Origin of the sequence: Bacillus gaemokensis, assembly GCF_001590835.1 — a bacterium.
Taxonomy (GTDB): domain Bacteria; phylum Bacillota; class Bacilli; order Bacillales; family Bacillaceae_G; genus Bacillus_A; species Bacillus_A gaemokensis.
This window is the reverse complement of record NZ_LTAQ01000067.1, coordinates 151,462-174,504: the sequence shown is the minus strand read 5'-3', so window position 1 is coordinate 174,504 and position 23,043 is coordinate 151,462. Positions and strand designations below refer to the sequence as shown.

Annotated in this window: 23 protein-coding genes and 6 pseudogenes; 21 read left to right on the top strand and 8 right to left on the bottom strand. The window is 34.3% G+C overall.

Annotated features, from left to right (window positions below; translation table 11 throughout):
- The first annotated feature begins 43 nt into the window (after positions 1–43).
- Positions 44–373 carry a dUTP diphosphatase gene (locus AZF08_RS25810; RefSeq protein WP_235190041.1) on the top strand — a complete coding sequence of 110 codons (330 nt, stop codon included), beginning with the start codon at positions 44–46 and terminating at the stop codon, positions 371–373.
- A 165-nt stretch (positions 374–538) separates the two neighbouring features.
- Here the strand turns inward: AZF08_RS25810 and AZF08_RS25805 are convergent, their stop codons facing one another.
- Positions 539–865: a hypothetical protein gene (locus tag AZF08_RS25805; protein WP_033674887.1), complete on the bottom strand. Its 327-nt coding sequence runs from the start codon at positions 863–865 to the stop codon at positions 539–541.
- A gap of 769 nt (positions 866–1,634) precedes the next feature.
- Here AZF08_RS25805 and AZF08_RS25800 point away from each other — a divergent pair.
- The 3 genes and pseudogenes from AZF08_RS25800 to AZF08_RS25790 all read left to right on the top strand — a co-directional run.
- On the top strand, positions 1,635–2,186 hold the full coding sequence (locus AZF08_RS25800; RefSeq protein WP_033674886.1) for a GNAT family N-acetyltransferase: 552 nt from the start codon (positions 1,635–1,637) through the stop codon (positions 2,184–2,186).
- Positions 2,187–3,031: 845 nt separating this feature from the next.
- Positions 3,032–3,492 (top strand): annotated as a pseudogene (locus AZF08_RS25795) (tyrosine-type recombinase/integrase); the annotation flags it as partial.
- 554 nt (positions 3,493–4,046) lie between these two features.
- Positions 4,047–4,292 (top strand): annotated as a pseudogene (locus tag AZF08_RS25790) (DUF1064 domain-containing protein); the annotation flags it as partial.
- A 12-nt stretch (positions 4,293–4,304) separates the two neighbouring features.
- Here the strand turns inward: AZF08_RS25790 and AZF08_RS25785 are convergent.
- Complete coding sequence (locus AZF08_RS25785) at positions 4,305–4,499, bottom strand: hypothetical protein (RefSeq protein ID WP_033674885.1); 195 nt, start codon at positions 4,497–4,499, stop codon at positions 4,305–4,307.
- 229 nt (positions 4,500–4,728) lie between these two features.
- Here AZF08_RS25785 and AZF08_RS32070 point away from each other — a divergent pair.
- Positions 4,729–4,902: pseudogene (locus tag AZF08_RS32070) on the top strand (ArpU family transcriptional regulator); the annotation flags it as partial.
- A gap of 180 nt (positions 4,903–5,082) precedes the next feature.
- On the opposite strand, the gene AZF08_RS25775 reads toward AZF08_RS32070, so the two are convergent.
- Together AZF08_RS25775 and AZF08_RS25770 are read right to left on the bottom strand one after the other, a co-directional pair.
- Positions 5,083–5,742, bottom strand: a complete 660-nt coding sequence (locus AZF08_RS25775) for an ATP synthase F0F1 subunit alpha (protein WP_033674884.1) — start codon at positions 5,740–5,742, stop codon at positions 5,083–5,085.
- Positions 5,743–6,384: 642 nt separating this feature from the next.
- On the bottom strand, positions 6,385–6,702 hold the full coding sequence (locus AZF08_RS25770; RefSeq protein WP_033674883.1) for a DUF4870 domain-containing protein: 318 nt from the start codon (positions 6,700–6,702) through the stop codon (positions 6,385–6,387).
- Between the two features lie 662 nt (positions 6,703–7,364).
- Between AZF08_RS25770 and AZF08_RS25765 the strand changes: the two genes are divergently transcribed.
- Complete coding sequence (locus AZF08_RS25765) at positions 7,365–7,793, top strand: GNAT family N-acetyltransferase (protein WP_033674882.1); 429 nt, start codon at positions 7,365–7,367, stop codon at positions 7,791–7,793.
- A gap of 61 nt (positions 7,794–7,854) precedes the next feature.
- On the opposite strand, the gene AZF08_RS31645 is transcribed toward AZF08_RS25765, so the two are convergent.
- Positions 7,855–8,061, bottom strand: coding sequence for a hypothetical protein (locus tag AZF08_RS31645; RefSeq protein ID WP_082246073.1), 207 nt, complete (start codon positions 8,059–8,061; stop codon positions 7,855–7,857).
- A 410-nt stretch (positions 8,062–8,471) separates the two neighbouring features.
- On the opposite strand from AZF08_RS31645, the gene AZF08_RS25760 reads away from it, so the two are divergent.
- On the top strand, positions 8,472–10,211 hold the full coding sequence (locus AZF08_RS25760) for a peptidase G2 autoproteolytic cleavage domain-containing protein (RefSeq protein WP_051725755.1): 1,740 nt from the start codon (positions 8,472–8,474) through the stop codon (positions 10,209–10,211).
- A 139-nt stretch (positions 10,212–10,350) separates the two neighbouring features.
- Here AZF08_RS25760 and AZF08_RS25755 read toward each other — a convergent pair whose 3' ends face one another.
- Entirely contained in the window at positions 10,351–10,560 is a 210-nt protein-coding gene (locus AZF08_RS25755; protein ID WP_033674881.1) for a hypothetical protein, read from the bottom strand.
- Between the two features lie 499 nt (positions 10,561–11,059).
- Between AZF08_RS25755 and AZF08_RS25750 the strand changes: the two genes are divergently transcribed.
- Entirely contained in the window at positions 11,060–12,703 is a 1,644-nt protein-coding gene (locus AZF08_RS25750; RefSeq protein WP_063177406.1) for a peptidase G2 autoproteolytic cleavage domain-containing protein, read from the top strand.
- A 53-nt stretch (positions 12,704–12,756) separates the two neighbouring features.
- A pseudogene (locus AZF08_RS25745) lies at positions 12,757–13,080 on the top strand (rod shape-determining protein MreC); the annotation flags it as partial.
- A 340-nt stretch (positions 13,081–13,420) separates the two neighbouring features.
- Here AZF08_RS25745 and AZF08_RS28250 read toward each other — a convergent pair.
- The gene (locus tag AZF08_RS28250) at positions 13,421–13,558 is read right to left on the bottom strand and encodes a DUF3956 family protein (protein ID WP_064504775.1); all 138 of its coding nucleotides are present in this window, start codon (positions 13,556–13,558) and stop codon (positions 13,421–13,423) included.
- A gap of 511 nt (positions 13,559–14,069) precedes the next feature.
- On the opposite strand from AZF08_RS28250, the gene AZF08_RS25740 reads away from it, so the two are divergent.
- The 4 genes from AZF08_RS25740 (at position 14,070) to AZF08_RS25730 (ending at position 16,891) form a co-directional block, all read left to right on the top strand.
- The gene (locus tag AZF08_RS25740) at positions 14,070–14,819 is read left to right on the top strand and encodes an N-acetylmuramoyl-L-alanine amidase (protein ID WP_051725752.1); all 750 of its coding nucleotides are present in this window, start codon (positions 14,070–14,072) and stop codon (positions 14,817–14,819) included.
- 633 nt (positions 14,820–15,452) lie between these two features.
- Positions 15,453–15,587 (top strand): hypothetical protein, encoded by a 135-nt coding sequence (locus AZF08_RS31910; RefSeq protein ID WP_265182904.1) that lies wholly within the window; start codon positions 15,453–15,455, stop codon positions 15,585–15,587.
- A gap of 88 nt (positions 15,588–15,675) precedes the next feature.
- Positions 15,676–15,942, top strand: coding sequence for a hypothetical protein (locus AZF08_RS25735; protein ID WP_033674880.1), 267 nt, complete (start codon positions 15,676–15,678; stop codon positions 15,940–15,942).
- 748 nt (positions 15,943–16,690) lie between these two features.
- Positions 16,691–16,891, top strand: a complete 201-nt coding sequence (locus AZF08_RS25730) for a DUF3947 family protein (protein ID WP_033674879.1) — start codon at positions 16,691–16,693, stop codon at positions 16,889–16,891.
- Between the two features lie 12 nt (positions 16,892–16,903).
- On the opposite strand, the gene AZF08_RS25725 is transcribed toward AZF08_RS25730, so the two are convergent.
- Complete coding sequence (locus AZF08_RS25725) at positions 16,904–17,119, bottom strand: spore germination protein (protein ID WP_033674878.1); 216 nt, start codon at positions 17,117–17,119, stop codon at positions 16,904–16,906.
- A 317-nt stretch (positions 17,120–17,436) separates the two neighbouring features.
- Between AZF08_RS25725 and AZF08_RS25720 the strand changes: the two genes are divergently transcribed.
- The 8 genes and pseudogenes from AZF08_RS25720 to AZF08_RS25685 all read left to right on the top strand — a co-directional run bounded on the left by AZF08_RS25720 (position 17,437) and on the right by AZF08_RS25685 (position 23,034).
- Positions 17,437–17,832: a hypothetical protein gene (locus tag AZF08_RS25720; RefSeq protein ID WP_407639512.1), complete on the top strand. Its 396-nt coding sequence runs from the start codon at positions 17,437–17,439 to the stop codon at positions 17,830–17,832.
- A 234-nt stretch (positions 17,833–18,066) separates the two neighbouring features.
- Positions 18,067–18,774 carry an SDR family oxidoreductase gene (locus AZF08_RS25715; RefSeq protein ID WP_033674877.1) on the top strand — a complete coding sequence of 236 codons (708 nt, stop codon included), beginning with the start codon at positions 18,067–18,069 and terminating at the stop codon, positions 18,772–18,774.
- Between the two features lie 645 nt (positions 18,775–19,419).
- A pseudogene (locus tag AZF08_RS25710) lies at positions 19,420–20,048 on the top strand (DUF6944 family repetitive protein).
- A 186-nt stretch (positions 20,049–20,234) separates the two neighbouring features.
- The gene (locus AZF08_RS25705; protein WP_033674876.1) at positions 20,235–20,552 is read left to right on the top strand and encodes a hypothetical protein; all 318 of its coding nucleotides are present in this window, start codon (positions 20,235–20,237) and stop codon (positions 20,550–20,552) included.
- 79 nt (positions 20,553–20,631) lie between these two features.
- Entirely contained in the window at positions 20,632–20,844 is a 213-nt protein-coding gene (locus AZF08_RS25700; protein ID WP_033674875.1) for a YqaE/Pmp3 family membrane protein, read from the top strand.
- Positions 20,845–21,171: 327 nt separating this feature from the next.
- Positions 21,172–21,981, top strand: coding sequence for a GH25 family lysozyme (locus tag AZF08_RS25695; RefSeq protein WP_033674874.1), 810 nt, complete (start codon positions 21,172–21,174; stop codon positions 21,979–21,981).
- Positions 21,982–22,206: 225 nt separating this feature from the next.
- A pseudogene (locus tag AZF08_RS30300) lies at positions 22,207–22,690 on the top strand (DinB/UmuC family translesion DNA polymerase); the annotation flags it as partial.
- Positions 22,687–23,034, top strand: a complete 348-nt coding sequence (locus AZF08_RS25685) for a YolD-like family protein (RefSeq protein WP_033674872.1) — start codon at positions 22,687–22,689, stop codon at positions 23,032–23,034. The pseudogene AZF08_RS30300 and the gene AZF08_RS25685, both read left to right, overlap by 4 nt.
- Positions 23,035–23,043 lie beyond the last annotated feature (9 nt).

Here is a 23,043-nt window from a genome sequence, read left to right as displayed (position 1 = left end):
ACGCAATAACCAAGAAAAGCAACGTGATGAATGGGCGGATTGTATGCACTTTGTAACATCGCTTGGTAATAAATATGGACATGTTGATTTGATTTTAGGATCAGATAGACATTTTAGATTAGCAAGTAAATTTTTAGCATCCGGAATTGGATCTCATGAACTATTTAAATATATGTACAAGGCAGATTACTCTTGTATTTTTCATTATGCAAAAGCATTAGGAGCTTTAATCGCAATTGGTTACAAGCTGGGAATGAGTCAACAAGATATGATGGATTCTTATTTTGCTAAAAATAAAGTTAATTACGAGCGGTTAAGTAGCGGTTATGAATACAATTTGAATTTTATTAAAAAAGGGATGCTGGATTCATGATATAAATCTAATTTATTGATATTCGATGTATCTAGAAAACTAGAAAAGTCCCTTCAGAAGAAGATTTAAAGGGACTTTTTGTTCAGATAATCAGTTATTGAAGTCTATGACAACTACGCTGTTTTTACCCCTATTAGGAGCTGCGAAGCGACTAGGTATGAAGTGTTAGGCAGTTACAAAGTTCTCAATATCTTCCAGGACGGAAATTGTGACAATGACGTCCAAAGGTGATGACCAATCGACGTGAAGATGAAACTCCACTCCACCCGAACTACCTGGTCCACCTTCGGGGTCATGTGGGCCAATATTTGTTACATAGACATTTGCTTCACCTAGGTGGGGTCTACCAGCGCTGCCAAAGATTCCCCCGGCGAATCTCCATTCCGCAGCAGTGATTACAACTGCAGAGTTCTGTTTGATCGGAGGCCAATTGAAGTTTCTGCGTACTCTGCCTTGTACGCCTCGATAGAGAACACGAATTGAGCGAGCCATGCTCTTTTCCTCCTTCGTTTGTTAGGGTCTCGCCAACATTTCGGATTTTTTGTTCTAAAAATGCTCGTTACTGGTACTTTCCTTTTATATCAAGGTTTGTAGCTTTATAACGTACATTTTTCCCTAAATGTTGTTTTTACCCTAATTAGTAGCTAAAAAATGTATTCTCAAAATCATATTTAATATATGAACTGAGAAGAACTATTATGTGGGGGAATTCTAACGTATCTGACACCGCCCACAAACCAAATGGATACTACAGTGAAATTTAATATTATTAAGGGTAAATATTTATTTAGCAATGAAACGAAATTACACAATAAGCATTAGCGGACATAAAAACTTAATTTTCAAGAGGACGAAAGAACCAGTAATTTTTAATAAAATCGTTATTTAAAAATAAAATGATAGAATTAGCTTCGTATATCAATCAACAGGGAAATAAGAAATGAAACAGATCACAGAACTAATAAATAGATTAAAAACAGATATCGGCACTCGGATGTGAGTGAGGCACTTGAAGTAGTAAGGTCGTTATAAAACATAGAAGATGAATTCGAACAAATACAAATAGCTTATCAGGACAGGGTTGATGATATAGACAATTATGTAAAAGCATTAAAGGAAATTGAAGATGAGCGACTTGAGCCAAATAAAGAAGCTTATGAGAGGGTTAATAAGATGGGTGAGATAGCACGTGCTGCCTTAGGTATGGAAGATTACGAAAACTGAACAAAAACGCTATTTTAGTAGCAAAGGAGAATGAGAGATGAAAAATAAAAATGAAATACAAAAATTAGAAACAAAGCGCCTTTTACTAAAAAAACTAGATTTATATGATTTAGATAATTTATTTGAAGTCTATTCAGATCCTCAAACAACTACACATGTACCTAGAGAAGTCCACAAAACTAAAGATGAAACTCGTATTTTATTAGAAAAAATGATTGAGACAAATAAAGAGGGGAAATCTTTCATATGGTCTCTCCTTTCTAAGGGAGATCAGAAAGTGATTGGTACCTGTGGTATTTGGAAACTACCACATAATAGCGCTTCTTTAGGGGCTGTTATTGGCTCAATGTATTGGGGTAAGGGAGTTGTTGTTGAGGCTTTAGAAGAATTAATAAATTTTGGTTTTCAGGAATTAGATTTGAATCGCATTGAAGGAAGATGTGATGTAAGAAATACAGCTTCTGAACGAGTTATGCAAAAGTTAAAGATGACTTACGAAGGGACATTGAGACAAAACGTAATAATTGATGATAGGTATTGTGATTCCAAGGTATATTCACTTTTAAAAAATGAATATTATAAATCCTGATTTCTTTTGGATAAATAATTGAATAAAAACTTCATTTTGCATAAAACAAAACCTTTGTTTCCTAGGGGAATGGGTATAACAGCTCGATTTCTTCGAGCTTTTATATAATAATCTGTAATTATAATGGTTACTAATGGTGAATATTACAAAATAGAACAGCTAGCAAAAGTTAACTGCTCCATTTCAACATGTTGACCCAAAAGGCGTCAGGCTGCTGTCACTGTGAAGAGAGCAACCTTTATGTAGTATGGACAGGAACTTGAATTTTATTCGGACAAGTTTAAAAAAAGAGCAGCTAGCAAAAACTAACTGCTCGGCTCCAGGGAGAGTTGGAGAAAAGATTACTATCATAGAAGTAAATCTAGATGTAAATATATTATGACCAGGATTTGGATTTTTATTCGGAAAAACACAAAAAGAGCACGTTCGAACAGTGCTCTTTCATAGGACGTGTGAATCGAATTATTTGAAGGTGACTTAAAATGAACCACAACAACCAACTCAATACAATATATGGGTACTGAATGAAAAGGTGACAATAAAAACAAAAGAGCAGCTAGCAAAAGCTAACTGCTCATCCTCCAAGGGGGAACAAGGAGAAAGAAATTTAAATGAGTTTTGGCTGGTTGGCCTATCTACAGTATTGACGGAATATTGGGTTTTATTCAGAGGAGAAGAGTTGTATATGTAAATTAAATTAAAATTTCTTTTATTAATAATATCATTCCTATAAAAAGCGAGAGGTCAATGAAAATCAAAATAGTATTTTTCTTTGGCTTTTTAAACTCCTTTACTAAGGAAAAAATTGAACAAATTGCTACAAATGTAAAAAGAATGAGTAGTATTATATTCTGTTTGTAATGGGAATTAATACAGGATTACGCATTAGTGATATTCTCAAATTGAAAGTCAGTGATTTAAAAGGAAGTCACATTTCAATGAGGGAAAAGAAAACAGGAAAACAGAAGCGTATTCAATTGACTCCAGCATTAAAAAGAGAACTCCGTTGGTATATTGAAGAAAGAGAAGATAATGATTACTTGATTAAGAGTCGAGAAGGAAAGAATAAACTGATTGGTCGCAGTATGGCATACAAGATACTTAGAGCTACAGCGGCAGAGTTCGGATTAGATGAAATAGGCACACATACATTGCGTAAGACTTTGGATATCATATGTACATGCAAACAAAGAATATCGCATTGCTTATGGAGATATTCAATCATTCATCTGAAAGAGTTACGTTAAGATATATTGGTGTTAACCAAGATGCAATAGATAAGGCTATGACGAAATTTAAAATATAGCAAAATCCTTTTTATTTTTTGTATTTTACAATTCATCATTTTTTATGTGTTGTGTAACTCAAAATAGAAAGCCTTATAAAGTTAAGAATACCAAGGGGTTCAGCGATTAGGACAGTTACACAAAATATAAGATATGGGTAACTAAGGATATCATAATAAGTAAATAAATATGGTTTATTATATTGAGTATGAATAATAAATGATAAGGGAGTGTACGCGGTATAAGCAAAAAAGGACAAGCAGTCGTACCTGCTGTCCTTATAAGGAGAAAGATTACTCTGGATAAAGAACTACGAAGAACCAGAAATCACGCTTGTAAATAGTGTTAACGTAAATTTAAAAATATATACAACAAAATGGGATAAGCAAAAATGCTTATCCCAAGAAGGAAAATTCAAAACACCAAAATGACTCGTATTGGTAAACAGGTTCATAGGTAGTATATGTGAAATAAAACGTCTTATACGAAAAAATAGATAGCTTCTTAAAACTACTTGCTAATCGTTGAGATCAATTTATGTTTTTTTAGAAAAACAGGAGTACAACAACTCATAATTGCATATATAGCGGACTTCATAGTCTATTTGCCAAATGGTGATGTGGAAGTAATCGATATCAAAGGTGTGGTCACAGAAACGTTCAATGTGAAGAAGAAAATGTTTGCGTACAAGTATCCACATTTACAATTTATTCTTCTAAAGCATGTGGAAAAATACGGTGGCTTTATTACATTGGATGAGTATAACAAAAATTTCATTTTAAATGAAATAAAGCCCCAGTCACCTAGGGTAATTGTGTAGTAGCTTGTACGATTAACAATTTGATAATGATTGTACTTCAGTTTCATATCTTCTGTAATCTGGATATTCGGTGAGGGCCTGACGTTGAGGCTTAAGCATTTGGTTAATTAAAGATACCCTTGTAATTTCCTCATTACAACGTGAAAAAAATGTAACTGTAACTTTAGAATTAGGAGGAACAGTGAATACAATAGGTACTTTTGTCATGCAAATCAGCTCCTAAATGATATTATTTCACAATTTGTATATTTTCTATCAATAAAAAGGCGATTATCGCCAAATCGCCTTTTGGTAATATTGAAGGTGTATTTACTAATATAATATGCGATTTCAGTAAAATCGTTTATGTATTAGCCCTTATGTGAAAGTTGTAATATCAAAAGAACAGCTAGCAAAAGTTAACTGCTCGGCTCGATCGTATCTCTAAGGGGAGAAATTAAAATACGTTTTGGATTATGACGAAGCTGAGATCATTAAGATGAAATACCTAAATGGAGATAAGTTAAAAGACAGCCTTATCTATAATGAGTTATCGATGAAGAAGGACCATTACTATTATAAGAAGAAAAATGTAATCCCATTAATCGCTATTTCATTAAGGATGATTTGATTATAAGAGTTTTTGTTAGAAAGAAAATAATGAAGAAATGAGATTATCCTTATGGAGTAGTCAAATTTTAATAAGAAATCAAAAAACCTTGTAGTACTTCTACAAGGTTTTTATTGGTCTATATATTTATTTTAAAGGAGATTGGCTTCTATTTAAGATTCACGCGGATTTAATTTTGGATTAAGACCAAATCCAGCGATCATCTTGTACAGTTGGTGTTTTAGTTTCATTCATTTTTTCCATATTTATTTCGTCTGTTTCGAAGTGATCAGATCTTATCCATTCTAAGATGTTTTTAACTTTTACTGTGTCACCAACATTAAATTTATTGTTTGATGATAAAGCAACGTGTACTGTAAGAGCTTTTCCTTCTTTATTTGGGTATGTTACAATCACAAAGTCTTGTGATTCATTTGTGTCATAAGTAAACTTATATTGTTTTGTAATCGTTCCAATTGCAAAATCTGGTTTTCCTTGTTTATCATAATGAATTCCTGGAGTTAACGATTTATTATCTTGTACCTGTTCAACAGTAGTTGCGGTCATAAATGTACTGAAATTTCTCCACATGAATCCAGTAGCTTTTACTTGATCTCCTACTTTTACATTGGGGTTAAAATCTACTTCTATTCTAACAAGATTATCTAAGTTATCATTATATTCTTTTGATTCAATATAAAATGCATTTTCTGTAACTTCAACTACACGACCTTCAATTGTTGTTGTGTTCGATTCAACAGAAGCTGCACTAGCTTTCGTTACTTCTAAACCTGGTAAATTTGTACCTGCAAGTGCTGCAAATCCTAATGCACCAGCTAAAACTACTTTTTTCATATTCATTTCATAACATCTCCATTCATGCTGTATTTGAAGGTTGGAATTTGTGTTTGTCAACCTGTAATCATTATAGTTACAACTAAGGTGATTATCAACTATAAACTTAATGCATTTTTGCATATTAAAAAATCCGTAAATTAAAATTAAATGTTATTAGATCGAGTTTTTATTAAAAACATCGACAAAATCCCAACAAAAAAGGGGAATTTTGATAATGAAATCAACGTTAAGCTATTGACTTCTTTTAATAAATAGCTTGTATTAAAAAGGTGAAAAATATTAATGATGAATTATCCTCCTGTTGAGAAGGTTAGTGCTAGAATGATTAAACCATATATAAATAACAGGAAAAACAAAATGAGTAGTATTGCACGAAAATTAAACATTGGATTCCTCCTTAGGATATAGGAGTAGTTTAATACATAAATGCACCTTTTGTGAAGGACAAGCATATATTGGAGTGTGGGACAAGTTTTCATGGTTATAGCGAGGCTTAAAGCTCCTTTCACAAAAGAGCATCTATTATATGGGTGCTCTCTTTTATTGGACAAAATGAACATTTGGATAGAAAGTGATGGTGGTGGATGAGCATGATATTTAAGGTGAAATTAAAAAAACAAACTAAATATTTAGTTTGGCTTTTTATTATATTTCTTTTAATACTTTAACACCTTTTACAATATTCCAAATGAAATAGTAAATACTTGCTGCAAAAGCGATAACAAAGGTTCCTATTAGAGAAATTCCTATTGTGTTTTCAGTTAATGTACTAAAGCTCAGTGCTCCAGATACTAGAAAACCAATAAATATAGTTACATAGGGAATAAGGTGTGTCCAAAGTGCTTTTTTCGCATGACATTTAACCTCTTCTTCTGCTACGAAATAAATAATGATTGGCAATAGAAATGGTGCAAAAAAGATACTAAAGTAACTTAAAGAAGATAAGACATTGTTTCCTTTCATGTGTTTCACCTCTAAAAATTTATTATGATTTCTTATACATCTATTATTACATTGAAAAAATAAATGAACTATCTAATTACCTTACGTAAATGTGACATTATTGTAAGGGGCTAAAAGTAAATAGAACTCATAAATCAAAGGGACCTTATGAAGTTGTTGATACAAAAAGAGAATATATTCTGAAGAAGGACGAGAAAGTGATGAACAAGTTGAAAAGGTTTCGGAAATGATTAAAATAATATCAATTATCCTAGGCGCTGCTGTGATCGGTATAGCGTCTTATTTGTGGCTAAGGGAAAAATAAGGGGTGAGAGGATCATGTTAAACAGGAATGGATTAGCGTGGCTTTTAGTATTCTTATGGGAAGTTTTTTAAAGTTGTTTAAAACTTAAATTCCATATTGAATACAGGGATTCAACAAACAATAAAGTCACTAAATAACATTTTTTATTTGAAAAAATGTACTGCTTTATTTGAAAATAGGAAAATAAAACAGATATAATGATATTAAAAATTTAATTATGCCGAATTGATGGTAATATAGCTAATTAAAATTGAAAAGAGTGAAAATGTGAAATCATATATGAGTTGGAGCTATACAAAAAAGATCATTAAATAAACAATAGAAAGGAGCGTGGTAAAAAAGAAAAGGAGGGTTATTTATGCAAAACAGAAAAGCAACGACTAATGACTATAATATTATTTTAAACCTATGGGAAAAATCTGTAACAGCTACTCATAGTTTTTTAAGTTTCGACGATAAACAGGAAATTAAAAGAGAAATCCCCTTGTATTTTCCTCATCTTGATGTACGAATTTGGTATGTTGAGAACTCATTAATTGGATTTTCAGCTATAAATCAAAATCACTTAGAGATGTTATTTTTAGATCCTAATGAAATTGGAAAAGGATACGGAAAACAAATTATTCAACTATTAATTAACAATTTCGGGGTAAAGACTGTTGATGTGAATAAAGATAATGAAAATGCGAAAAAGTTCTACCTGAAAAATGGTTTTTCGATTGTCAGCGAGCAACCAACAGACGATTCAGGTCGTCCTTATCCAATATTACATTTAAAACTACAGTAAAAGCAGAAGTGAACCTTCTGCTTTTTTATTTTTCATAGAAAAAGGAACCAATGAAGAATCCTTATTTTGATTCTGAAGTTTTATAGTTTTTCTTGATGAGATCTTGCATGTCTCTGATAAAGAATAGAAGGAATATCGCAGCTATGATGCCGCTAATCCAAAAATATGTATTTCCTGTTGTGAATTTGTCATAGAAGGAATAAGTATTCCAAATTATAAGGATTACTGAACAGATAGTAGAGGTTACTAATGAACCAAAACTTCTCATGATTGTCACCTCGATTCAAAATGTGAGAGCTTTTATACAATTGTACATTTAAATAAAAAGATTTACAAAGTCGTAAAGAAACTAATTACAGTAATTAAAAAATTAAAAAGAGATTATCGTGAGATGGGTGAATGGCAAAGGAATACGCAAAGAAGTTTTTTAGTAGAGAGAAATCTTCTCTCAAAACTTCTAACAGATTTTCTAACGAAGTGAAAATTTATGAGCAATTCCAAAATGGAAATAGGAGCTGTATACATTTACCCATAGTCAGAACGTGAAATAAGGCTTAATCTAATCGGTTTCATGTAGCGTACATGGGTATTTTTCTTATACTTGTAGGCTTATAGATTCATACGCTGTGGTATATGTGTTTAGAAAAGTGGTTTTATATTTAAGCGAGGTGAATGTAGATGGATAAATTTAAAAAAGGACCACATATACCGCTTCAATGTTTGATCCCTTTAGCTGGAGAGATAGGAGCACAAGGACCAACTGGACCAACTGGACCAACCGGACCAACCGGACCACCGTTTACACCAGGATGTAATGCGCAAGCAATTGGGGAATGCTCCTTTGCAGTGGGAAGCGATACGATTGCTAATGGGTTTGCCTCCATTGTAGAGGGATGTAATTCGGTAGCGAATGGAGATTGTTCACATGCGGAAGGAAGGGAAACTATTGCGGATGGTGAAGCCTCGCATGCGGAAGGGAGTAGTACCGAAGCCAGTGGGAATTCTTCGCATGCAGAAGGAAGTGGAACAATAGCTAGTGGGGAAAGTTCACATGCGGAAGGACTCTCTACAGTAGCCAGTGGGGTAGATTCCCATGCAGAAGGTTTTGGAACAATTGCCAGTGGAAGTGCTTCTCATGCAGAAGGGAGAAGTACCCGAGCTAGTGGAGAATTTTCACACGCTGAAGGAGATAGTACCGAAGCAAGTGGATTTGCCTCACATGCGGAAGGCGAGTCTACAATTGCCAGTGGAGGTGGGTCGCATGCAGAAGGTATTCTTACAATTGCCAGTGGATTTATCTCGCATGCGGAAGGGGGAAGCACGATAGCAAGTGGAGGTATTTCACATGCGGAAGGAGATAGTACTGAAGCGAGGGGAGACAGGTCACACGCGGAAGGATTTCGTACAATTGCGAGTGGACAGATTTCGCATGCGGAAGGGATGGATACAGAAGCAAGTGGGGATTTTTCACACGCGGAAGGGGGGAGCACGATAGCCAGTGGATTTGTCTCGCATGCGGAAGGAGCTGATACAGTAGCCAGTGGAGATTTCTCGCATGCGGAAGGAGTCCAAACTGAAGCCAGTGGAGTTGCCTCACATGCAGAAGGAAATATCACAACTGCCAGTGGATTTATCTCGCATGCGGAAGGGTTTCTAACGATAGCTGATGGGGATTTTTCTCACACAGAAGGTGTTGAGACATGTGCTAATGGTTTAGAGGGTGTTCATGTTATGGGGCAGCTGGGAGGTCCTAATCCTGCAGTAGACCTTTCTTTCTCTTGGTACTTGGTAAATGGTTTGGTTCCATGTGATACCACTGGTGTAGTTGCAAAAATTTTAAATGATGGATCCGCTTGTTTTGACAGTATGGTAACAGCTAGTGGATATATAACTGCTGCTGGAGCCTGCGACTATGCAGAAATGTTTGAAACGATAGATGGTCAACCAATTGATGTTGGATATTTTGTTACATTAGATGGTGAAAAAGTACGAAAAGCTACTGAAAATGATGATTATATTTTGGGAGTTACGAGTTCACGTCCCGGAATATTAGCAGATACACAAGAACCTGAATGTGCTAAATATCTATTGGATGAGTGGAACCGAGAGATATATGAAGATGTTGTGAAGGAAGCGATAAAAGACAGTGAAGGAAATGTGATTATACCAGAAAGTGTAGAAATCCGAAAGAAAATTAATCCAAATTGGAATCCAAATATACCGTGTAGTTCACGGCTTGCTAGACTCGAATGGGTGGCTGTTGGATTAGTAGGGAAACTTCTTGTTCGAGATGACGGAACATGTCAAGTTAATGGATACTGCAAACCGAATCATTTTGGGGTTGCAACCGCAACAACTAATGGATACCGTGTTATGAAGCGCAAGGGACCAAATCAAATTCTGATTTTAGTTCGATAGAAAATGAATGTATTACTAATCATTATATGGATTCTCTAAAGGGCTAGCTTCATGCTAGCTTATTCTTTTTTAATCATGGGTGTTCTAATCTCTTTATTTATCATGTTTTGAATGTATACAGTGTAAAACATGATGTGTTTCAATTTGTGTTTTTTTTGAATTTAGGTATTTTTTTAATACCTTCGGTTCCCATGATACTACCAACAATTGCAATTAATACACTTGAAGAGATAAATTTGACTGCATAATAAATTCCTGTTCCAGTAACTAAGTCTAAGATTAAAAACTTTTTTATTGTTGAACCTTTTATTATATGAATAACAATTTGATCGTTTTTTCTATTCAACATTGTCACACCCTTATCCTTTTAGAAAAGAGTATGACAAGGAAAGGTTGTCATATTCTTTTCTCTCATGACTACATAGTAGTTGTCTAATATTCTTTCTTGGGAATTTTCAGTATTGATAAATTAAAAAATAAAAAAAGATTAACTAGTTTTTTTACAAAAACTTTTTTATGAAAATGAAATAATAGCCTTTTGTGCTGTTACTATAGATTGCTATGTGTATCCAGTCTTACATTCGCTCTGCCTTATGGCGAGGCTTTTTATTTGATAAATATATGCGTGGATTTGTTAATCTATTGTATTTATGACCTATGATTACAATTTGTGCTGAAATAGGAGCTGTATACATTTATCCATGGTCAGAACGTGAAATAAGGCTTAATCTAATCGGTTTCATGTAGTGTACATGGGTATTTTTCTTATACTTGTATGTTTGTAGATTCATACGCTGTGGTATATGTGTTTAGAAAAGTGGTTTTATATTTAAGAGAGGTGAATGTAGATGGATAAATTTAAAAAAGGACCACATATACCGCTTCAATGTTTGATCCCTTTAGCTGGACCGACAGGAGCACAAGGTCCAACCGGGCCAACTGGACCGCCGTTTACACCAGGGTGTAATGCACAGGCTATTGGGGAGTGCTCCTTTGCAGTGGGAAGCGATACGATCGCTAATGGGTTTGCCTCCATTGTAGAGGGATGTAATTCGGTAGCAAATGGAGATTGTTCCCATGCAGAGGGAAGACAAACTGTTGCGGATGGAGAAGCGTCGCATGCGGAGGGATTTGATACAGAAGCTAGTGGATTTGGCTCGCATGTGGAAGGAGTTAATACCGAAGCCAGTGAAGCTGGCTCGCATGCGGAAGGACTTAATACAATTGCCGGTGGACTTGGCTCGCATGCGGAAGGAAGTAATACTCAAGCCAGTGGATTTGGCTCGCATGCGGAAGGCTCTAATACAATTGCCAGTGGATTTGCCTCGCATGCGGAAGGCTCTCTAACAATAGCGAGTGGAGATTTTTCGCATGCGGAAGGAAATAATACTCAAGCCAGTGGACCTAACTCGCATGCGGAAGGAGTTGATACAATTGCCAGTGGATTTGCCTCGCATGCGGAAGGYTCTCTAACAATAGCGAGTGGAGATTTTTCGCATGCGGAAGGAGATAGTACAGAATCGAGTGGATTCGCCTCACATGCAGAAGGTGTTCTTACAATAGCGAGTGGAGATTTTTCGCATGCGGAAGGAGATAGTATCGAGGCCAGTGGATTTGCCTCACATGCGGAAGGTTCTCTAACAATAGCGAGTGGAGATTTTTCGCATGCGGAAGGAGATAGTACTGAGGCCATTGGAGAAGCCTCGCATGCAGAAGGGATTCTCACAATAGCTGATGGGGATTTTTCTCACACAGAGGGCTTAGCGACATGTGCAAATGGTTTAACGGGTGTTCATGTTATGGGCCAGCTGGGAGGGCCTAATCCTGCAGTAGACCTTCCTTTTTCTTGGTATTTGGTAAATGGCTCATTTCAATGTGATACCACTGGTGTAGTTGCGAAAATTTTAAATGATGGATCCGCTTGTTTTGACAGTCTGGTAACAGCTAGTGGATATATAACTTCTGCTGGGGCTTGTGACTATGCAGAAATGTTTGAAACGATAGATGGTCAACCAATTGATGTTGGATACTTCGTTACCTTTGCTGGTGCAAGTGATAAAATACGAAAAGCAAATAAAAATGACGATTATATTTTAGGTATTACTAGTTCTCGCCCGGGAGTATTGGCGGATACAGAAGATCCAGCGTGTAGTAAATACTTATTGGATGAGTGGAATAGGGAAGTTTATGAAGATGTCATCATAGCGGCTATAACTGATAATGAAGGAAATGTAATTGTGCCTAAACGTATAGAAAGAAGAAAGAAAATTAATCCAGCATGGGACCCAAATATATCTTGTAGTTCACGTCTCAATAGACCTGAATGGGTAGCTGTTGGTTTAGTAGGAAAACTTCTTGTTTGTGATGATGGTACTTGTCAAGTTGGGGGATATTGTAATCCTAATAATGCAGGGATTGCAACCGCAACAACTAATGGATATCGTGTTATGAAGCGTACGGGACCAAATCAAATTCTAATTTTAGTTCGATAGAAAATGAATGTGCTAGTTTAATAACTAGGATTATGTAAATGATAAATCCACATATAATTATTAAAGATGAAAGAACAAATCGTTTGGCAATAACTTTTCCAAATAATCCATCCTTTTTAGGATTTGTTACAGGATATGATAAAGAAAAGCAGGTACTTCGAATTGATAATATTCCACCGCAAAAAGCTAAAGAAATAAAAACGGGTGACAGTATTATTACCTTTGAATTGCGTGAGAAAATACCATCTGGCCTTGAAGTAGCAGGTCAAGAGTCACACAAATATGGTCTTACGAAAATTATTTATGCAAAACCAAAAGCTGATTTATATGATGTGGCGGATGTGATTTTAGTAGAACTTAAAAAAAATTTCGTATAATAGCGTTGAGAAAGTTAGCTTACAACTTTCTGTCCCATATGTAAGGGTAAGAATAATAGAAATTACAGCATCCATTCGGGTGCTTTTTATTTTGCAATCAGACATCTAAAAAGAAGTAATATAAAGAAAATGGAGAACATATTGACGGCTTTTACAGTTAGTTCGAGTGTGTGGAGAGAATTATCGCTTTGAAATCAAACTTTTTTTATTTGGATAAAAAAACTGCAGATAGATTTATAAGCTCATGTAATCTGTTGTAAAGGAAAGATAAGGGGTGAGGGAGTGAGATTTGAAACAAAAAAGAGAGCCGAAGCCCTCTTTTTAAATTCATACCAATGACTTACGAGCAAATCGGAATACCTAATACTTGTAGAACTAATGCTAATTCAAGAGTAATCTCAATTCTAAGAACTTCGATTCCAGCAACTGAAACAACTAAAAAAGGCTGACCGTTTACAAATAAAATACAACTTGTCATGTTTACTGCCTCCTTCCTGTTTTTATAATACGATATATTAATAAATGAATTATAAGTGATAGTTGAATTGTTTGTTTTAATAGAATTAATGAATTTGTCCTATTCTAACTCTAGTAAAACAAACGAACACCACGCAAAAAAATAGAGATAGTTAGAAAGGTGAAGTTCATACAGAAAATAATGTGGTTTTGTTATCGAGAATGGCATTCGTAAGCTGATGTATAAAATTGTAAATACCTTTTATTCATTGGAAATGAGAAAAACGCTGATACCAAGGTATCTCTCAATAAGGTAAGTGTGAGGAAGAATTAAGAAATCATATTGTCGAAGAATACGAGATTACACAAGAAATAGTAGATTCATACGATAGCTTAATTGCTTATGAGTCTGTTGGGGCGTGGGGATGCGACAGTTTCTCTGTCTTTTTATTAAAAGATAGAATTACGTTAGGTATTTGGTCTGACCATGAGACAAGTTTTGCATACAATAATAGAAAAGGAGATGATGAATAATGCCAATTGCAGCAATTTCAGCCGGGCACAATAGTATTGTTACTGGAGCAAGCAGTTCATATGGAAGAGAAGAATTAGTTGCTCGTGATTTTGTGGAACGTGTTGGACATTATTTTAGACAAGCAGGTTGGAGTGTAGTTGATTGTACGGACAACGTAGGAACGACACAAACAGCGATATGGACAAACTGCGCAAATAATCATTTGCGAGTAAAAAGTAGCTTTGATGCGACTTTTCATCTGAATTCTTTCAATGGTACTGCAAATGGCACAGAGGTATTATATCACCCTAGCTACGGCAGTTCAGCAAACTGTGAACGCTTAGGGAAAATAGTAGCAAACGCATTTGGGACAAATTGGCGTGGTGTAAAATCTCGTCCAGAGCTAGGGTGGTTGAATAAAACGAAAACAGATTATTACTTTGAGCTGTTATTCGTAGATAATCAGAATGATATGCAAAAATATAATCAAAACGCTGATAAAGCGGCTCGTGCGCTGGTATCAGATGTGACAGGAGTGAATTTAGATATGGCAGCAAGTAAATATATTGTAACAGGTGGTTTAAGTTTAAATGCAGTTGTTGAAGTTGGTCAATTTTTCTTAGACAACAATTGGTGGGCAAAAATTGAGTTCCCAGGAAAGCGAGGAGAAAATCCATTTGCAGTAACAGGTGGACTAGGTGATGAAGCGCTTGCGAAATTTGAAGCATGGTTAAAATCACGTGGTTGGTACTATGAAGTAAGACAATAAATGTAAAGCCGACTCTTATGAGTTGGCTTTACTATTAGAAAGATAATGTACGAATTATCTTTAGCGGCTGAGAAGCGTAGGTTTACAGACAGAGATCATATGTCAAACTTTATAGTGAAACTCGCTTCTATAGGAAGTCGAATGGATAAGTTTGATAATGTGGGATTAAAAAAAGCCGTACAGCTTAAATGTTGATTTTGATCGCAATACGAATTTAGAACCTCTTAAGCAATGGGATATGTAAATTTTAAAATTGGGGAACATGCAGGAATAAATAATTCTAAAGGAATCCATTTAGGTAGGTCAAATGGTATGGATTTAAGGGAAAAGTAATTTTTAAGTATTGCCTTCATATGAAAAAAACTTTGCTTCAAGATAAAGGAAACTACATTTGAAATGAAAAGGGGAAAACTGTATACAAGAGAATCTTATTATTTGTACAAATAAGATTCTCATAATGTAAGTGAGTTTTGTTCGTAATATAAGTATATAACTTGTTTTATTTAATTGTGAAAGGCTGGAGTGGAAATTTCATGTATAAAAAGATTTTTTTCAAAAAATGAAAGATGATAAGAAGCATGAGATACGTTATAAGAAAATTGAACGGACAACGACCAACACGAAATCATTGAGGTGAAGTATTTAGGAAATGGGAAAGTAAAAGATTCCTATGATTACAGTGAAGTGATAATGAAACGTGATGATTTTCCTGAAAAGAAAAGCAGTATGAGTGAGCATAGACAAGCTAATGCGTTAGGAATTATTTAAATAAAAATGATTAGTATGATGTTCCCCTTAAACGAATATATATATCTTGTTCACTTTAAATTACTAAAAAGTAAGAAGGGGTTATCATATGATTTATACAAAAGTTGTTATGAATAGCGGCATAGAGTATGTTATTCCTTTGAATCCGATTAAGGTTATTAGCGAACAAATTTCAAATAAGGAAGGAGAATTATACAACACATTCATTCATCTTATACAAAAAAATTTAGAGACAGAAAAGGAAACATCGGTTTTTTTAAACCCTCAACATATTTCATCCATCGAAGAGGTGAAAGTAAATATGAAAGGTAATGATGCAATTCCACCTGTATTTAAGATTGATAAAAATAAGTAAGGGTTAAGTCAGGTGTATTGAAGGGGTTAATATGTGCGGTAGGAGATTATTTGAGGTTGTTAAAAAAGGATACCATTTTCAAAGTTATGACTAACAAGTATTTATAAAATGGGTACTTTTTTCTTTGTTATAAAATAATTACACAATAAACATATATAAAGAATGTTTTAGGTATAGTTCGAATTGAGCAACATACAATAGTAAAGAAAGGTCGTTCCTAACGTGTTAGTTACCTCTACGTGTTTTATTGCACCTGGGCGAGGTGCTTTTTTTATTGCACTTTTTGAGAAAGACAAGCATATAATTATAGTGTAGGACAAGCTTAAATCGCTGATATTCTATTCATACCCATTAAAAATGCCACTACACACCTTTTTAGAGTGCATTAATATGCGCTCTTTTTTTATTGCATAAGATCGTTAGTAAATAAAAGTGTTATTTGATACATAAGCCCTAAAAAAGAGCAGCTAGCAAAAGCTAACTGCTCAGCCCCAGGGAGATGGGAGAAAACAAAAAATTCAGAGGCCATTCTTGAGAAAAATGGATTCAAGCTATTTAAAGCCTAGTTACAGTATGGACATGATTTGAAATTTTATACAGAAGAGGGGGAAAGAAATTTATGGTGCATTTTGTTTGTCGGGGACAAAATGTATAGTAGATAGAGAAGTAGTCTAGAACGTTGTAAAATCACGATCCATAGTATATATAATAGTGTGCGACGATTTACATGAAAGGAAGTTGAATAATTATGGATTTGTATAATAGGATGCCTGCTGTAACGTATTCTGCTGCACAAGGAACTGTACAGACGATTCAGCAAGCGTTACAAGCACAGGTGCAAGATATGCAGCTGTATCATCCGTCTGTACAATATTATTATCCGACGTATGTTACACAAAATGGGATATATTTTTCAACAATTCCGTATGGTACTGTTTATAATTTATGATAGTATGTCGCTTCAAGCTGTTCCAACTTGATTTTGGTCTGCAAGATCAGAATCAAATGTATTCGTTGCGCTGACACCGTTAAATGTATTCACGACAAATGCAACATTTGATGCTCCTGATCCATTATAAGCTTTCGTATTCTCTTTTGGAGATACATTATAAAAATCGCCTAAGTTAAAAGAACCATTACTATTTTGGACGATAAGGTTTCCGACAACAGAGGGCATAATTTTCACCTGCTTTATTAGAAAGTATTTAAATTATCATATGGTTTATAAGTCTACATGTAGACTTTTTTCGGAATCTCGTTTTACTCAAAATGGAGAAATACAGGTTGTCTGGGATATAGTGAGGATTATTATTTTGATAATTTTTGAGGGATTTTATGAAAAGATAACATTGGATATATTTCAAGTGATTTTGTCTCATGACAAAGACTTTTGTTAATTCACACAAAATACACAAATGCATGTTATTTTATATAATGATTTCCAATTGTCTCTTATATTGGAACGTTTCTTTGTGTAAAAGGGAGTGGCTGAAATTGAAGAATAAAGTAATGGTTTTATCTTCTTATAAAAAAATTTATATTATAGGGTGTGTTTTATTATTAAGTGCATGTGGTAATAAAGGAATAGACGGTGAATGGGAGTTATCTCAAGAACAACAAAATAAGTGTCCTATATATTATAAGTTTGAAACTGTCGTGAAAACAGAAAAAAAAGAAACCATAACAAATTACTTAGTAGAAATGTACACAAATGATAGAATAAAAGAGGATTTATATAAAGGTACATATAATAAAGAAAATGGAAATGCTTATACGCTTGATTTTAATAATTCTTTTATTTCGAAGCAAAATATAAAACGTAATGGTGAGTCGTTAGAAGTATATTTTAATGATGTAGAAAAATTGTGTAGGTATCAACAAGTTAAGTAAAATAGTGCTGATATTGTGGGGATTTAGGGGGATAAAAAGCCGACGAAAAAAATTGAGTTGGCTTTTTCTTATACGGTGATATTAAATTGTGTAGCAAAATAAAAATTCCTTCTAAGGAGGGAGATGAAATAATACTTAAGTTAGAGGTAAAAGAAATTTGTAATCTGTAAAATAGAAGATATCTTAAAATAAGATAGGGAATTCCTACACACTAATGATGAAAGGATGAGGGACTTGGAAAGAAAATCTATTGGAAAGCTTGTTGTAATTACTGGAGTGACGCAAGGGTTAGGGCGTGCAATGGTTGATAGGTTTCATGAGTTAGGCTGGACAGTAGCTGGATGTGGACGCTCACAAAATAAAATTAAACAACTTGAAGATCAATTTCATGCGTTACATGATTTTCAAGTAATTGATGTTTCCGATCATAAAGCTGTTGATAATTGGGCAAGAGATATTCTACAAAAATATGGACCTCCCAATCTACTTATAAATAATGCCTCTTTAGTTAATAAAAATGCACCTCTTTGGGCTATTTCAGCAGAAGAATTTACAAATATCATGAATGTTAATGTGAATGGGGTGGTTCATATTATACGGGCATTTGTACCAGAAATGATCGATAATAAGGAAGGCATTATAATAAATATGAGTTCTAGCTGGGGAAGAGCTAGTGAGGCTGAACTTGCGCCGTATTGTGCTTCAAAATTTGCGATTGAAGGTCTTACGAAATCGATGGCACTGGAGTTACCGAAAGGAATAGCAGTAGTTGCGCTAGATCCAGGTGGAGGTATCAATACGCCAATGCTTCATTCGTGTGCTCCGCAGTATGTAAAAGATTCCCCTACACCTGAAATATGGTCACATAAAGCGGTTCCTTATATGATTGCTATTACATCTGATCAAAATGGGAAGTCATTGACTTGTCCACATGTTTTCTAGAGTGTTATCTCGTATTAAGAGAAAAATTTACTACTTAACATCTTTATAAAGGGAAATACCTTATTTGTTATAATATATGGCCCAAGCAGTGGGAGATACTTGCTGGACGTAGGGAAGATGACAGCAAAGGAATGTGCAATACGAGAGTTATATGAAGAAACAAGGAAAAACGTAAGAGATTTATTATAAATTTTGTTAAAACTCTCTATAGTATTTGCGACATTTGAAATTAATAGAAAAAAATATAAATATCGTGCACCACTTTAACAGGACAAGTATATATTGAAGTATGAAACAAGCAAAGGTAGCTTATTTCATACTCATCGCAAAACTCCTTATCACAATAGAGCGCCTTATTGGTGCTCTTTTTTATTTGAAAAGTAGTAATTGACTACAAATCTAACATTTTCATGCACATAATTACATACAGAAAATAAAATGGGAAAATGCAGGTGTTATTGTCGAGGATTTCAAAATAGCAGAAAAAGGTTTAGTTTTTGTAATGAGGTTTAGAAATTTGTAATAGGAGCACTATAAATTTTCACTCTGAAATGAATAATTGGATTTAAATATAGGCGATGAAAAAATATGAACCTAAGAAGTTTAAAAGTCACAGGGGCATGATTTCAAGTAGGTGGTAATCTTATAGCGGCTATCGGTACAACAAGAGGATTTGTAGGGGAGGAAGATGCTGAATCAGCGCTTGTTATTGTTGGTAGTTCATTACAAGCTCTGGGATATACATTACAACTGGTGAAACAAGAAGATGCGGTAGAAAAAAAAGCATAGAGGAAAAAAAGAGTGTGAGTAGCGAAGAGGAGAAAATAAAAAAAAGAAACGAATCTGTAGAGAAAACAGGAATTAAGCTATTAGCTTTAGGAAATGTTTCAAATGTAATAGGAACATTTTTTAATTGGCAAAGGCAAATGGAAGAGAATGATTATTTAATTATTACAGGAAATAGTTTGCAATCTATCGGTGCGTTTCTTGGAGCGGAAGCGGCACTGAATGAAATTACTGAAATTCCATGGCTAATTGTAATTGAAAATTCATTGCAAACTTTAGGAGCAGGTTTACAAGCGTATCAAGGGATACGCAATATATCAAAAGAGGAAAAAATAAATAAGGAAAATACTACAGCTAAAGAGAAGGAAGAAAAAGAAAATGAAGATAAGAGATTAATTGGACTAACGGGTATTTGGATACAAGCGATTGGTACTGTGATTTCAGCAATCGGGCTAACAGAAATGATAGAAGCCAATAGAGAAGTTTAGAAAACAAAAAAAGCGATTAAAAGGATTATTTGTATGAAGATGATACGCTTTTTGAAAGTAGGACAAGAAATATAGGAATTATTATTTCGCATGATCTATATGATACTTAAATATAATAGTAGATATGTATACCATGTAGGTTTTTCTTCTTTCCTGTCGAATATGTAATAAAAGGGAGGTAGTAAAATGGCACAGTTTGAATTAGAAAAAATCACTTATTTAGGAGAGAGAAAAGAAGAAATAGATTTTCGTGTAGCTTATGTAAGTATCGATAACTATTTAGACTGGAAAGTCATTGTACGTGGCACTACTGATCAGGATATGATTTTTATTGAAATCATGAAAAAGAATGAACAACCAATGTTTGAATTTATTACTACTGAAGGGGAAGTTCTTCAAGGTAGGACAAAAATAGTGAAATTTATTCCGCAATTAAGTGATACAGAAATTGATTTGTTTGGTATTGGAAAATTAAATGGTTATGAAGTGAAAAGCGTCCAATAGGATGCTTTTTATTATATGTAGCAGTGTAAGTTATTATAAATAATGGTAGCTGATAAGTAATAAAGAGGAGTGGATAAAAATGATGTATCTATTAGCAATTTTGTTTCCACCACTTGCTGTTTTACTTTGTGGAAAGCCATTTCAAGCAATCATAAACTTCTTTTTGACATTAATTGTCTGGGTGCCAGGAGTCATACATGCGATTCTTGTCGTAAGTGATAAAAAGGCCGATAGACGTCTTACAAAACAAATTAAAGCATATGACAAAATAAATAATCGGAATAAAAATTGAGTGGTACATACGAAAATAAAAGCGACTTCTGAATAATCGGAGTCGTTTTTTCTTATTGGTCTAGTAGAATAAAAAAATATGCTGAAAGAAGTAAGGATTTAAAAGTAATACTGTGTATATACTTCGTTTATATAGTGAAGTTCTAATGTTTATATAAAATGTATGAAGTTGGATTTGAAAAACAAACACCTATTTTAGCTAGTTTAAGCTATATATATATTGTTAGATAATCATGCATTAAGTTAAAGGATTTGTATTGTTATAGGTATTGGAACAAAACCATAAGACAAGCTTTGAATATGATATTTTGAAAGGAGAATGTGAATAGTGGAAAAACATATCATTGATATTTCAAAGTGGAACGGTGATATTAATTGGGATGTGGCGGCCTCGCAAATTAGTCTCGCAATTTGTCGTGTGCAATATGGTTCAAGAACAGTAGATGAGAGATATAAAAGTTATGTGAGTAACTTAGAACAACGTGGTGTGCCTCATGCGGCATACGCGTATGGCTGTTATGTTTCTGTTAAAGATGCAGTTGTAGAAGCAAAGGATTTCATGGCAAGAACAAGCCCGAATGCTAAGTTTCTTGTACTGGATATAGAAGACGGTACACTTAAAAGCTGTGGGGCTGAAAAATTAGCCGAAGCATCTCAAACATTTATTAACACTTGTAAAGATGCAGGATGGAAGGTTGGATTATATGTAGGTCACCATCTATATAATAAGTATGGATTAGGTGGAGTACAAGCAGATTTTCTTTGGATTCCGCGTTATGGTGGTAATGAACCAGCTTATGCGTGCGATATATGGCAGTATACTGAAACAGGAAATATAGCTGGTATTGGGAAGGTTGACTTAAACTACTTATATGGTAATAAACCGCTATCCTGGTTCGTAAGCGAAACTACTCAGTCAACAGAATCTGATGGTTCAAAATATGTTATAACAGGCGGATTAGGATTACAGGCATGCACCGAAATTTCTCAATACCTGCTAGAGCGCAATTGGTGGGCTAAAATGGAGTTCACGACAAATGGTTATGCGTTTGTAACAACAGGTGGTATTTATGAACCACAGTTAAGCGAATTCAGAACATGGATGGATAAAAAAGGTTGGCATTACGAGGTACGATAATATAGTAATAAAATAAACCGGCTCTGTAATAGGAGTCGGTTTTACTTTTCACTTTTAGTCGATCGCTTTTTTTTTAACCAATATTTTCATAAAAACCCCCTTCTAAAAGAACGTTAGTCCGTGTATAATGAGAACTAGTGTTCTTGTTTTTAGGAGTGTATCATGTATCAAAAGGAGACTTGATTCTTTGAGGACGAAGCTGGTAGTAGTGAGGGTGTTACTCGTAACGGCATTGACTGCAGCCGTATTTCAGAAAAACATATTCCAACTGAAGTTTCTCTCGGAGAAAGTCAAGTATTCTTACGTGATTATATGGCAGAAGAAAGATCGATTGAGCATACAAAAGAAACTTGCTAGAACAATTCATTTCTCAATTAATTATAGTGAAGGATTTTGAAAAACACATACTTTAAGTAGACCAACTCATTTGAAGGTGGATATCATATTTGTACATATTTTTTGCATGAAATTATATACAAGGGAGTCAATTAGATTATTTCAGATATCGTTAACAAATTTAGTGAATAAAGGTGAAGAATAAATTTCGCTTTTGATAATGTAATACAACGCGAAAAGAAAATGAAACGTACAAAAATGATGGATGAAATACGTACTCGCTTCGAAAAAAAGCATAATTAGAGGTGCTTCTTATACAAGTATCACGACTGCAAGATATGGACACATATTATTAGGGGGACATAAATCATGAATAACGCGAAAATGCCAAAAGTAAGAGGGAGAGGAATGGTAAAATGGACTCCGTTTGCAAGTATGCCGGAACAATTCGCTGGTATACGAAAGATTATCGAGGAAAAAACGAAAGTATCACGACTGATTGTAACCGAGGACGCTAAAGAACGAATTGAAAGTAAATTAATAAGTTCGCTACTATCCGAAGAGGAAATACTAATTACATATTATGAAGATGGTTATGTCCTTACCAGTTATATGACTGTTATCAATATTGATCCTATAAAGCAGGATGTAACATGTACGGATGCTTTTTACCAAAAAAGCACTTTTAAGTTCAATGATATAATTGATGTTAAATAAGAAAAGCCA

Bases quoted from the DNA above. Each gene is read 5' to 3' on its own strand.
- AZF08_RS25800 (WP_033674886.1), top strand. From the start codon at position 1,635: ATGAAAAATAAAAATGAAATACAAAAATTAGAAACAAAGCGCCTTTTA.
- AZF08_RS25725 (WP_033674878.1), bottom strand. From the start codon at position 17,119: ATGCCCTCTGTTGTCGGAAACCTTATCGTCCAAAATAGTAATGGTTCT.
- AZF08_RS25730 (WP_033674879.1), top strand. From the start codon at position 16,691: ATGGATTTGTATAATAGGATGCCTGCTGTAACGTATTCTGCTGCACAA.
- AZF08_RS25735 (WP_033674880.1), top strand. From the start codon at position 15,676: ATGATTTATACAAAAGTTGTTATGAATAGCGGCATAGAGTATGTTATT.
- AZF08_RS28250 (WP_064504775.1), bottom strand. From the start codon at position 13,558: ATGACAAGTTGTATTTTATTTGTAAACGGTCAGCCTTTTTTAGTTGTT.
- AZF08_RS25785 (WP_033674885.1), bottom strand. From the start codon at position 4,499: ATGACAAAAGTACCTATTGTATTCACTGTTCCTCCTAATTCTAAAGTT.
- AZF08_RS25760 (WP_051725755.1), top strand. From the start codon at position 8,472: ATGGATAAATTTAAAAAAGGACCACATATACCGCTTCAATGTTTGATC.
- AZF08_RS25765 (WP_033674882.1), top strand. From the start codon at position 7,365: ATGCAAAACAGAAAAGCAACGACTAATGACTATAATATTATTTTAAAC.
- AZF08_RS25770 (WP_033674883.1), bottom strand. From the start codon at position 6,702: ATGAAAGGAAACAATGTCTTATCTTCTTTAAGTTACTTTAGTATCTTT.
- AZF08_RS25810 (WP_235190041.1), top strand. From the start codon at position 44: ATGCACTTTGTAACATCGCTTGGTAATAAATATGGACATGTTGATTTG.
- AZF08_RS25755 (WP_033674881.1), bottom strand. From the start codon at position 10,560: ATGTTGAATAGAAAAAACGATCAAATTGTTATTCATATAATAAAAGGT.
- AZF08_RS25805 (WP_033674887.1), bottom strand. From the start codon at position 865: ATGGCTCGCTCAATTCGTGTTCTCTATCGAGGCGTACAAGGCAGAGTA.
- AZF08_RS25700 (WP_033674875.1), top strand. From the start codon at position 20,632: ATGATGTATCTATTAGCAATTTTGTTTCCACCACTTGCTGTTTTACTT.
- AZF08_RS25685 (WP_033674872.1), top strand. From the start codon at position 22,687: ATGAATAACGCGAAAATGCCAAAAGTAAGAGGGAGAGGAATGGTAAAA.
- AZF08_RS31645 (WP_082246073.1), bottom strand. From the start codon at position 8,061: ATGAGAAGTTTTGGTTCATTAGTAACCTCTACTATCTGTTCAGTAATC.
- AZF08_RS25705 (WP_033674876.1), top strand. From the start codon at position 20,235: ATGGCACAGTTTGAATTAGAAAAAATCACTTATTTAGGAGAGAGAAAA.
- AZF08_RS25740 (WP_051725752.1), top strand. From the start codon at position 14,070: ATGCCAATTGCAGCAATTTCAGCCGGGCACAATAGTATTGTTACTGGA.
- AZF08_RS25775 (WP_033674884.1), bottom strand. From the start codon at position 5,742: ATGAATATGAAAAAAGTAGTTTTAGCTGGTGCATTAGGATTTGCAGCA.